Consider the following 11,302-nt stretch of genomic DNA (forward strand, 5'->3'; position numbering starts at 1 on the left):
ACGGCCGCGCAGTTCGATACCACAAGTGACGCCGACCGCGCAGCAGCGGTTGCCGCTACGGAACCAGCCGTCGCACGTGCGCTGGGCACCACGATCGCCTCGCTGGGGTCACCGGCAGAGCCGGGCATCTGGTTGAAAACACCCTTGGTGACAAAGTTGACCGCAGGCCGCGTTACTCATCAGGGCAGGACGATCAACCTCGAATTGCGCCCATCGGGAGGGGCGCCCGGATCGGGTAGCCAGATCAGCCTTGCCGCGATGCGTTTGATCGAGGCACCTTTGACAGGCCTTCTTGAGCTGACCGTTTTTGCTTTTGCGTCTTAGGGGGACGGCTGTGACTGTTGCAGGGGCTGGAGCCTCCGGCGGGAGTTTTCGGGCCAAGATGAAGGCGGGAGCTTTATTTTTGTTGGACAGGAAGCTTGCGCGCGGCTTCCTTGACGGCAAAGGGTTTCATGTCGGCCGCATGTGCAGCCAGAAAAGCGCGTACGCGGTCGGGGTCGTGTTTGGACAACTCACGCAGCCACCATGCAATGGCCTTTTGAATGAACCAGTCATGGTCTGTCACATACCCTGATGCCCATCCCAGCACCCGGTCGCGGATCGCCAGATCGGCGGCTTTGGGATGGTTCTGCTTGGTCCACGGCAATGTCATCACCAATGCCGCACGGCGGGACCACATATGATCGGAGGTGGTCCAAGTCTCGACCTCGTCCAAACGGGACGGGTCCGCGACCAAGCGCTTTTGTCCAGCGATGCAGGCATGATCGGCGATGGCCCATGCGTCAAAATCGGGCACCCATGACACAATCAGCGCCCATGCGCCCGCATCATCCGGCCTGATTCGGGCCTGTGTCAGCAGCTTGGCTGCTGCAATCCGGCCCTCGTGGGTGTTGCCCTTCCAAAGGCCCTTGGCCAGCGCCAGCCGCGTTTCCAGATCGATATCAGCGCGCCATGCCTTCACATTTTCATCAATTACTGGATTGGCGACGCCCAGATACGGGCGGTCAACCTTGTGATAACGGTGCATTTCGGCGGCCTTGACCGGATCGCCGAGTGCGCGCAGTTGCGCAATTGCTGTCTTGGGTGTGGTCATTCTACTGTTACCGACTTTGCGAGGTTGCGGGGTTGGTCCACATCCGTCCCTTTGGCGACGGCGGTATGATAGGCCAGCAGTTGCGCGGGGATCGCATAGAGGATCGGGGCGAGAAACGGGTCGATTTCGGGCATGATGATCGTGTTCCACACGCCATGGCCTGCTTCATCAGCCCCTTTCTGATCGGTGATCAACAGGACCTTGCCTCCGCGGGCCATGACCTCTTGCATGTTCGATACCGTCTTTTCGAAAAGCGCGTCCCGTGGTGCCATGACAATGACGGGCACATGTTTGTCGACCAGTGCGATGGGGCCGTGCTTGAGCTCGCCGGAAGCATAAGCTTCGGCGTGTATATAACTGATTTCCTTCAGTTTGAGCGCGCCCTCAAGTGCCAGTGGATACATCGCACCCCGCCCGAGAAACAGGATATCCCGCGCCTCGGCCAGTTTCCGTGAGATGCCTTTGGTTTTCTCCTCAATCCCCAGCGCGTGATTCATCAAACCGGGCAGGCCCCGCAAGGCGGCCAGCTTTTGGGCGAGGTCCGCATCGCTCAACTTGCCGCGCATCTGTGCGGCGCGCAGTGCAAGGATCGCAAGTGTCGTCAGCTGGCAGGTAAAGGCTTTGGTCGAGGCGACCCCGATTTCGGTACCCGCCAGAATCGGCAAGGGCATGTCACTTTCCCGCGCGATCGAGCTTTCGGGCACATTGACCACCGACATGATTTTGTCGGCCTTGCCCTCCATATAGCGTAATGCGGCAAGGGTATCTGCGGTTTCGCCAGACTGGCTGACGAAAAGTGCGACCGTGCCCGCAGTGACGGGCGGTTCGCGGTAGCGGAATTCGGATGCGACATCGACTTCGACGGGGATGCCTGCGATTTGCTCGAACCAGTATTTCGCGACCAGACAGGCATAGAACGCGGTGCCGCAGGCGACCATTGTCATTCGTTCAACCGATGCAAAATCAATCTCGGGCTGGGGCATCGTCACCGCCGATCCGCCTTCGCTGATGTAATGCGAAAGGGCCCCTTGCAAAACCACAGGCTGTTCGGCGATTTCCTTGGCCATGAAGTGCTTGAAACCGGCCTTGTCCACGCGGGCGGTGTCAATCTGGATGGTCCTGACGGCACGGTTTGCGATCGTGCCATTCACATCACGGATTTCGACACTTTCGCGCGTGATCACCGCCCAGTCACCTTCCTCGAGATAGCTGATCCTGTCGGTCATCGGGGCAAGTGCAATGGCGTCCGAGCCGACAAACATTTCACCGGTGCCGTAGCCTATCGCAAGCGGGGATCCTTTGCGCGCCGCGATCAGCAGATCTTCTTCGCCGTCAAAAAGGAAACACAGCGCATAAGCGCCTTCCAGCCGCGCGATTGTCTGCTCGGCCGCGTCGCGCGGGGAAAGGCCCTGATCACGATAGTGGTTCGCCAGAAGCGCGACGGTTTCGGTGTCCGTTTCGGTCTCAAAGCCGACGCCTTGATCGGCCAGATATTTGCGCAATTCGCGAAAGTTCTCGATGATCCCGTTGTGAACCACTGCCACGCCACCGGCGCGATGCGGGTGGGCATTGGCCGCGTTGGGCGCACCATGGGTGGCCCACCTTGTGTGGCCAATTCCGGATTTTCCGGGCAGGGGATCATGTACCAGCAGGTCAGACAGGTTCACCAGCTTGCCGACCGCCCGCCGCCGGTCCAGCCGCAATTCGTTGATCGTGGCAATGCCTGCACTGTCATATCCACGATATTCCAGACGCTTGAGCGCCTCGACCAGTATAGGGGCGGCTTCGTGATCGCCCAATACGCCGACAATGCCACACATGGTTAGGACCCTTTTGCTTTTCTGGCTTTGAGTTTTTCGAACAAGCGCACCGCAAAGCCCGGCTTGTTTTGTTGTTTTGCGCGGGCCACGGCCAGATCGCCTGCGGGCACATCCTTGGTGACAACAGTGCCGCTGCCGGTCATGGCGGCATCGCCGACCGTCACAGGCGCGACCAGCATGGTGTTGGAGCCGATAAAGACATCTGCGCCGATGGTCGTCTTGTGCTTGAATACGCCGTCATAATTGCAGGTGATTGTGCCCGCGCCGATATTGCTGCGCGCGCCCACGGTGGCATCGCCAATGTAGGACAGGTGATTGACCTTGGCGCCCTCGGCGATCCGGGCGTTCTTTATTTCGACGAAATTACCGATTTTCACGCTTTCCGCCAGTTCCGCACCCGGGCGCAGGCGGGCATAGGGGCCGACGACAGCACCGCGCGACACATGGCAGCCTTCCAGATGGCTGAATGCGCGGATCGTGGCGCCGGATTCGACGGTGACGCCCGGTCCGAAGACCACATGGGGTTCGATGACCGCATCGCGCCCCACAACGGTATCATGTGCGAAAAACACGGTTTGAGGTGCGGTAAGGGTCACACCGTTTTCCAATGCCGCAGCGCGGGCCTGTGTCTGAAAAAGTGCCTCTGCCCTGCTCAGTTCAACCCGCGAATTGATGCCCAGTGTTTCGCTTTCATCGCAACTGACAACGGTGGCCGAAAGCCCGCGATCGCGGGCAATGCCGATGATATCTGTCAAATAGTATTCGCCAGCGGCATTGTCATGCCCGACGGCTGCAATAAGATCAAACAAGGTGTCACTATCGGCAGCAATGACGCCGCTATTACAGAGTGTTACAGCGCGTTCTTCGTCTGTTGCATCCTTGAACTCGACGATGCGGTCAAGCTGGTCGTGCTTCATGATCAACCGGCCATAGCGCCCCGGATCAGCCGCTTTGAACCCCAGTACGACGATATCATGTGTCAGCCGCGCGGCGGTCATGGCTGCCAGTGTTTCCGGGCTGATGAAGGGCGTATCGCCATAAAGGACCAGCGCATCGCCATCAAAATCGCTGAGGGCTTCGCGGGCCTGTTTCACCGCATGGGCAGTGCCCAGTTGTTCGGACTGGATCGCAACGGTAACGTCCGGATCATAGGACCTTGCGGCTTTTTCAACCAAATCCGCCCCATGCCCTGCAACGATCACCGTCCGCGCAGGATCAAGCGCCGCACCCGATTTCATCGCGTGCACCAGCATGGGCGCTCCTGCAATTTCATGCAGCACTTTGGGCATATCGGAATTCATGCGCGTGCCCATGCCCGCGCCCAGGATGATCAATGCGGTTGCCATTACTGCCTCGAACCTTTTTGTTGCCCTGACTTCTACTGCCCTTTTTCATTATCACAAGGGGATGGGGGTTCACATCAGTTTACATGGCGTTACAGAGTGTCAGGCGAATAAAGGGCAGGCCGATGACAAAACGTACAGTGATATTCGATCTTGATGGCACATTGGCCGACACCAGCGGCGATCTGATCGCAGCGGCAAATTGCTGTTTTCGGGGGCTTGGCTTGGGTGACCTGCTTGATCCTGCGCATGATACAGCGACTGCACTACGCGGTGGGCGTGCCATGCTGACGCTTGGATTTTCGCGGGTTGAGGGTTTCGGGCAGACGGATGTGGACGCGCAATACCCCGCGCTTCTGGCGGCCTATGCCGAGGATATCGACACTCACACCGTCATGTACCCGGGTGCGATGGATGCGGTCGAACGCCTGCTTGCGGCTGATTATGCCGTCGGGATCGCCACCAACAAACCCGAAGCACTGGCCGAAACGCTGATGACCAGCCTTGGGGTGCGCGATGCTTTTGCATCGCTGATCGGGGCAGACACTTTGCCGGTGCGTAAACCTGATCCGGAACATCACTTCGAAGCCGTAAGGCGCGCGGGTGGTGACGCCAGGCGCTCGCTGTTGGTGGGGGATACGGCAACCGACCGCGATACGTCGCGCAATGCCGGTGTGCCGTCAATTCTGGTCACATTCGGGCCGGGCCGCGACGATGTGCTGGCGCTCGATCCAGAGGCCACAATCGACAGCTATGACCAACTGGATGAGGTCGTCTCTCGTTTGATCGGCTGAATTGGCGCTATCATCTGCGCCAAAGTGGCCCTTTGACGCGGGCGCAAACTGCATAGAGATTGGCGCCATGACAGAGATATTCACAGGCAGCTTCACCCAGCAGGAACCGATCCCCGCAGAAGGCATCGCGGCCGCCAATGCGGTGATGCAGTCGGGGCGCCTGCACCGTTACAACACAAGCGGCGATGAAATCGCACAAACCGCGTTGCTGGAGGAAGAATTCGCCGCAACCGTGGGCGCGAAATACTGCCTTGCCGTGGCCTCGGGTGGTTATGCCATGGCGACAGCCTTGCGCGCATCGGGCGTAGAGCATGGCGATAAGGTGCTGACCAACGCGTTTACGCTGGCCCCGGTGCCGGGTGCGATTGCTGCGGTAGGTGGCGTACCTGTATTTGTGGGCGTCACCGAAGATCTTGTGATTGATCTGGATGATCTGGCGGCTAAGCTGGATCAGGCCAAAATTCTCTTGCTTAGCCATATGCGCGGGCACATTTGCGACATGGAACGGCTCATGGCGATGTGCGATGCCGCAGGTGTCACCGTGATCGAGGATTGCGCCCACACGATGGGTGCGGCTTGGAATGGTGTGCCCAGCGGACGCTGGGGGCGGTTCGGCTGCTATTCGACGCAGACCTACAAGCATATCAACTCGGGCGAGGGCGGTTTCCTGATCTGCGACGGGGCCGAAGATATGGCCCGCGCGATCATGCTCTCTGGCAGCTATATGCTGTTTGAAAAACACCGCGCCGCGCCGCCGGTCGAGACGTTTGCCAAGATCAAATACGAAACCCCTAATGTTTCGGGCCGCATGGATAACCTGCGCGCCGCGATCCTGCGCCCGCAACTGCGCGATCTGGCGGCGCAAGCCGCGCGGTGGAACGCACGGTACCGTGTGCTGGAAGAAGGTCTGGCCGACACACCCGGTCTGCGGCTGATCCCGCGCCCCGAAAAAGAACAATTCGTCGCGTCCTCCTTCCAGTTCCTGTTGTTGGATTGGTCGTCCGAGGCGGTTCAAACGGTTCTGGCCCGCTGTGCCGGCCGCGGCGTGGAACTCAAATGGTTCGGCGGGGCCGAGCCGAAAGGCTTTACCTCGCGCTATGACAGCTGGCGGTATGCGCCATCCGCACCGATGCCTGCATCCGACCGTGTTCTGGCCGGTGTAATCGACATGCGTCTGCCGCTGACCTTCAGTCTTGAGGATTGTGCAATGCTTGCGCGGATCATCCGTGCCGAGGTTGCTGCCGCCTGGCAGGGGCAAGCCGCAGCCAAGTGACAGCAAGGGCGTTACGCCATCTTCCCGGGTTATTCGCAAACAGAAATGACTCGACAGGTCGCATCTGCGCGTCCTATTAATGAACAAGCGTTCAATTAATGCGGAGCCACCGATGTTTCATGCCTCAATGCGCTTTGATCTGGGCGAGGATGTGAATGCCCTGCGTGATATGGTGCATGACTGGGCGCAGTCCCGTGTCAAACCGATGGCGGCGGCGATTGATCAGTCAAACGTTTTCCCCGCTGAACTCTGGCCGGAAATGGGCCAACTTGGCTTGCTGGGGGTGACCGTTGATGAAGCCTACGGCGGGGCCGGAATGTCCTATCTGGCGCACACTGTCGCGGTCGAGGAAATCGCCCGGGCCAGTGCGTCGGTCAGCCTGTCCTACGGGGCACATTCCAATCTTTGCGTGAACCAGATCAATCTGAACGGGACGGACGCACAAAAGACAAAGTATCTGCCGCGCCTGATTTCGGGCGAACACGTGGGTGCGCTGGCCATGTCCGAAGCGGGGGCGGGGTCCGATGTGGTGTCAATGTCGCTGCGGGCCGAAAAACACAACGATCACTACCGGCTGAACGGAAACAAATACTGGATAACCAATGGACCGGACGCCGATACGCTGGTGGTTTACGCCAAAACCGACCCCGCGGCAGGGGCGAAAGGGATCACGGCCTTTCTGATCGAAAAGGACATGACGGGGTTCAGCACCTCACCTCATTTCGACAAACTGGGGATGCGCGGATCCAACACCGCCGAACTGATTTTCGACGATGTTCAGGTGCCGTTCGGGAACGTGCTGGGCGAAGAAGGCCGCGGCGTACGCGTTCTGATGTCTGGGCTTGATTATGAACGGGTTGTGCTGGCGGGGATCGGGCTTGGTATCATGGCGGCCTGTCTGGACGAGGTCATGCCCTATGTCAGCACCCGCAAGCAGTTTGGCGAACCGATCGGCAATTTCCAACTTATGCAGGGCAAGATTGCGGATATGTATACCGCGATGAATTCGGCGCGCGCCTATGTCTACGAGGTCGCGCGCGCCTGCGACCGTGGAACCGTCACACGGCAGGATGCGGCGGCCTGCTGTCTTTATGCCAGCGAAGAGGCGATGAAACAGGCCCACCAAGCGGTGCAGGCGATGGGCGGGGCGGGGTTTCTGGCCGATGCTCCTGTCGCCCGCCTTTTCCGCGATGCCAAGCTGATGGAGATCGGCGCAGGCACATCCGAAATCCGCCGTATGCTGGTGGGCCGCGAATTGATGGGAGCGATGTAATGAAGGCACTGCTTTTCACCCTCTTGTTGCCCGGTGTCGCCTTTGCGCAATCGTTTGGCGCACCTCCGGTCATCGAACGCGATGGGGTCACAGGGCAGGCGATTGAAACCGATGCCTGCATTAACGAACAAGTCACCAAGGGGGCCGGTGGCCTTGTCACCCGCGCAGCGCGCAATTGCATTGGTCTGTCTGCCCGCGTCTGTGACGTAGATCGCGCGACTTGTTTCGGTTTGGAGCAGGCCTATTGGGACTGGCGCATTACGCAGAATTATCAGGGTCTGCAAGCTTGGGTCGCCGATCTTCCCGAAGCTGAAAACAGCGACACGCTGCGCGCGTCCGTTGCAAACCCTGCCGCAGCGACGGCCAATGTTGCGCTGGAATGTGCATTGCGGATCGGCCAGAACGGGCAAAGCGACACCGCAGATCAGGACATCCTGGAATGTGCGATGCGCGAAACCGCCCTGATCGCGCTGGAGCTGGAATTCACGGTGCGGCAGGCCTGTGCGGGTCCGGTAACAGGGGCTTTTGCGGCGTTTTGCGGCAAGGATGCAGAATGAAACGCGCCTATTTTTTCCTGCCCCTCGCGGGGCTAGTTGCCTTTGCAGGATACCTCGGCCTGCAAACCGGCCAACTTCCGTCTGAAACAGAGATCATCAATCGTTATGCGGTCGCCTATCTGGAAACCGCACCCAGCGGGGCAAGCCCGACGGATTGCGCGGCCAGCCCGTATCCTGATCCCGCGGTGCGCATGGTGGTCAACTGCACGCATCCGTTCGGGGTGGTCACAACGTTCTATGTCGGCCCGCGTGGTGAGGCGTTGCCTGAACCACAAGGACCGGAAGCATGACGGACCGTTCCCGACATGAAGCAGCCCTCGCCGAGGTGATGCAGGCTGCACAGGCGGCGGCAGCAGGTGGCGGTGAAAAATCACGCGCACGTCATGTGTCACGCGGCAAGATGCTGCCGCGCGACCGTGTGGCGAACTTGCTGGACCCAGGCAGCTCGTTTCTGGAAGTGGGCGCGACAGCGGCACACGGGCTTTATGATGGTGCAGCGCCTTGTGCCGGTGTCATCGCCGGAGTCGGGCGCGTGAACGGCCATGATGTGATGGTCGTCTGCAACGATGCCACTGCCAAAGGCGGCACCTATTACCCGATGACGGTCAAGAAACATCTACGCGCGCAAGAAATCGCAGAGGCCTGTCATCTGCCTTGCGTCTATCTGGTAGATAGTGGCGGTGCGAACCTGCCCAATCAGGACGAGGTGTTCCCCGACCGCGACCATTTTGGCCGAATTTTTTACAATCAGGCGCAGATGTCGGCCAAAGGGATTCCGCAGATTGCGGTCGTCATGGGGTCGTGTACCGCTGGCGGGGCTTATGTGCCTGCGATGGCGGACGTTTCGATCATCGTGAAGGGTCAGGGTACGATCTTTCTTGCAGGGCCGCCACTGGTCAAGGCCGCGACGGGCGAGCTGGTCTCGGCTGAGGAGCTCGGGGGCGGTGACGTGCATACGCGCTTGTCCGGTGTCGCAGATTATCTGGCCGAGGATGACGCCCATGCGCTTGCGCTGGCGCGGCAGGCTGTGGCGTCCTGCAATATATATAAATCATTACAAGTCAAACGGTTGCCGTCCGAACCTCCTGCACTTGATCCCGAGACACTGTTCGATGTGGTGCCCGCTGATCTGCGCACACCTTACGATATCCGCGAGGTCATCAGGCGGATCGTCGATGGCTCGCGCCTTGATGAATTCAAGGCGCGGTTCGGCGAAACGCTGGTCTGCGGCTTTGCCCATATCGACGGTTGGCCCTGCGGGATTGTCGCCAACAACGGCGTGCTGTTTTCCGAAAGTGCCCAGAAGGGAGCGCATTTCGTGGAGCTGTGCAGCCAGCGCAAAATCCCGCTGGTTTTCCTGCAGAATATCACCGGCTTTATGGTTGGCCGGAAATACGAAAACGAAGGCATCGCACGGCACGGCGCCAAGATGGTCACGGCTGTCGCAACGACGAAGGTGCCCAAGATCACGATGGTCGTTGGCGGCTCTTTCGGAGCGGGAAATTATGGCATGGCAGGAAGGGCTTATAGCCCGAATTTCATGTGGTCATGGCCGACGTCGCGGATCTCTGTCATGGGTGGCGAACAGGCAGCAGGCGTATTGGCCACTGTCAAACGCGACGCGATCGAACGCAGCGACGGGGAATGGTCTGCCGAAGAAGAAGCGGCCTTCAAACAGCCCACCATTGATATGTTTGCAGAACAATCGCACCCGCTTTACGCCTCTGCGCGGCTTTGGGACGATGGCATCATCGACCCGCGCAAAAGCCGCGAGGTGCTGGCGCTGTCGCTGGCCGCGTCCATGAATGCGCCGATAGCGGAAACGCGCTTTGGCGTGTTCCGGATGTGATGGTGATGTTTCGCAAGATCCTCATTGCCAATCGCGGCGAAATTGCCTGCCGGATCATCCGCACAGCGCGCGCGATGGGCGTGCGCACGGTGGCGGTTTATTCCGATGCGGATGCGGCGGCGCTGCATGTGCAGCAGGCGGATCAGGCGGTGCGATTGGGCCCGGCGCCTGTGGCCGACAGTTACCTGCGCGGCGATCTGATCATTCAGGCCGCATTGGATACCGGCGCGCAGGCGATCCATCCGGGCTATGGCTTTCTGTCGGAAAACCCTGATTTCGTGGATCAGGTGACGGCGGCGGGGCTGGTGTTTATCGGCCCGTCGGCGGATGCGATCCGGGCGATGGGGCTGAAGGATGCCGCCAAGGCGTTGATGCATGATGCCGGTGTGCCGGTCGTGCCGGGCTATCACGGTGCGGATCAAGACCCGGCGCATCTTGCGAAAGAGGCTGAAAAGATCGGCTATCCGGTGTTGATCAAGGCCGTGGCGGGCGGCGGCGGCAAGGGGATGCGTCTGGTCGAGGGCGCGGCAGATTTCGCAGAAAACCTCGCCTCTGCGCAGGCCGAGGCGCGCACCGCCTTTGGCAACCCCGATGTGCTGATCGAAAAATACATCACCACCCCCCGCCATATCGAGGTGCAGGTGTTCGGTGACGGCACCGATGCGGTGCATCTGTTCGAACGGGATTGTTCGCTGCAACGCCGCCATCAAAAGGTGATCGAGGAAGCCCCGGCACCGGGCATGACCGACGCGATGCGCACGGCCATGGGCGATGCGGCGGTGACGGCGGCAAAGGCCATAGGTTACGCAGGCGCAGGCACCATCGAATTCATCGTTGACGGGTCCGAAGGGCTGCACCCTGACCGGTTCTGGTTCATGGAAATGAACACGCGGTTGCAGGTGGAACACCCCGTGACCGAGGCGATCACTGGTGTTGATCTGGTCGCGTGGCAATTGCGCGTCGCCGCAGGAGAGCCGCTGCCCGCACGGCAGGAAGATCTGGCAATCACCGGCCACGCGTTCGAGGCGCGGCTATATGCCGAGGATGTGCCGGCGGGGTTCCTGCCCGCGACGGGGGTGATTAACCATCTGGCATTTCCAGACACCGCCCGTATCGACAGCGGCGTTGTTGCCGGGTCTGAGGTGTCGCCGTGGTATGACCCGATGATCGCCAAGGTCACTGTGCACGGTGCCAACCGCGCGGCTGCGTTGCGGGCGCTGTCGGCGGCACTTGACCAGACACAGGTGGCGGGGACGGTGACGAATATCGACTTTCTGCGGGCGCTGTCGCGCGATCCGGC

At 60.1% G+C, this 11,302-nt stretch carries 11 protein-coding genes; 8 read left to right on the top strand and 3 right to left on the bottom strand.

Going from position 1 to position 11,302, the window contains the following annotated elements:
- Window positions 1-324, top strand: a 324-nt coding sequence (locus tag R6T97_RS04450; protein WP_410348097.1) for a D-galactarate dehydratase, incomplete at its 5' end; no start/stop codon positions are given.
- A 73-nt stretch (window positions 325-397) separates the two neighbouring features.
- On the opposite strand, the gene R6T97_RS04455 is transcribed toward R6T97_RS04450, so the two are convergent.
- Genes R6T97_RS04455 through glmU form a run of 3 tightly spaced genes read right to left on the bottom strand, consistent with a single transcriptional unit; the run spans window position 398 to window position 4,259 of the window.
- On the bottom strand, window positions 398-1,093 hold the full coding sequence (locus tag R6T97_RS04455) for a DNA alkylation repair protein (protein ID WP_410348098.1): 696 nt from the start codon (window positions 1,091-1,093) through the stop codon (window positions 398-400).
- Window positions 1,090-2,913 (bottom strand): glutamine--fructose-6-phosphate transaminase (isomerizing), encoded by a 1,824-nt coding sequence (gene glmS, locus R6T97_RS04460; protein WP_410348099.1) that lies wholly within the window; start codon window positions 2,911-2,913, stop codon window positions 1,090-1,092. The genes R6T97_RS04455 and glmS overlap by 4 nt, the downstream gene beginning before the upstream one ends.
- Window positions 2,914-2,915: 2 nt before the next feature.
- A complete protein-coding gene (gene glmU / locus R6T97_RS04465; RefSeq protein WP_410348100.1) occupies window positions 2,916-4,259 on the bottom strand; it encodes a bifunctional UDP-N-acetylglucosamine diphosphorylase/glucosamine-1-phosphate N-acetyltransferase GlmU in 1,344 nt (447 codons plus the stop codon).
- A 122-nt stretch (window positions 4,260-4,381) separates the two neighbouring features.
- On the opposite strand from glmU, the gene R6T97_RS04470 reads away from it, so the two are divergent.
- From R6T97_RS04470 to R6T97_RS04500, 7 genes are all read left to right on the top strand, one after another.
- Entirely contained in the window at window positions 4,382-5,050 is a 669-nt protein-coding gene (locus tag R6T97_RS04470) for an HAD-IA family hydrolase (RefSeq protein WP_410348101.1), read from the top strand.
- A gap of 67 nt (window positions 5,051-5,117) precedes the next feature.
- The gene (locus R6T97_RS04475) at window positions 5,118-6,323 is read left to right on the top strand and encodes a DegT/DnrJ/EryC1/StrS family aminotransferase (protein WP_410348102.1); all 1,206 of its coding nucleotides are present in this window, start codon (window positions 5,118-5,120) and stop codon (window positions 6,321-6,323) included.
- 112 nt (window positions 6,324-6,435) lie between these two features.
- Entirely contained in the window at window positions 6,436-7,596 is a 1,161-nt protein-coding gene (locus R6T97_RS04480; RefSeq protein ID WP_410348103.1) for an acyl-CoA dehydrogenase family protein, read from the top strand.
- Window positions 7,596-8,153 (top strand): hypothetical protein, encoded by a 558-nt coding sequence (locus tag R6T97_RS04485; protein ID WP_410348104.1) that lies wholly within the window; start codon window positions 7,596-7,598, stop codon window positions 8,151-8,153. Before R6T97_RS04480 ends, R6T97_RS04485 begins: the two co-directional genes overlap by 1 nt.
- Window positions 8,150-8,443, top strand: a complete 294-nt coding sequence (locus R6T97_RS04490; protein WP_410348105.1) for a hypothetical protein — start codon at window positions 8,150-8,152, stop codon at window positions 8,441-8,443. Before R6T97_RS04485 ends, R6T97_RS04490 begins: the two co-directional genes overlap by 4 nt.
- Window positions 8,440-10,002 carry a carboxyl transferase domain-containing protein gene (locus tag R6T97_RS04495; protein WP_410348106.1) on the top strand — a complete coding sequence of 521 codons (1,563 nt, stop codon included), beginning with the start codon at window positions 8,440-8,442 and terminating at the stop codon, window positions 10,000-10,002. Before R6T97_RS04490 ends, R6T97_RS04495 begins: the two co-directional genes overlap by 4 nt.
- Window positions 10,003-10,007: 5 nt before the next feature.
- On the top strand, window positions 10,008-11,302 hold a 1,295-nt coding region (locus R6T97_RS04500; RefSeq protein WP_410348107.1), incomplete at its 3' end, for an acetyl/propionyl/methylcrotonyl-CoA carboxylase subunit alpha.

The organism is Yoonia sp., assembly GCF_046498525.1.
Lineage (GTDB): Bacteria > Pseudomonadota > Alphaproteobacteria > Rhodobacterales > Rhodobacteraceae > Yoonia.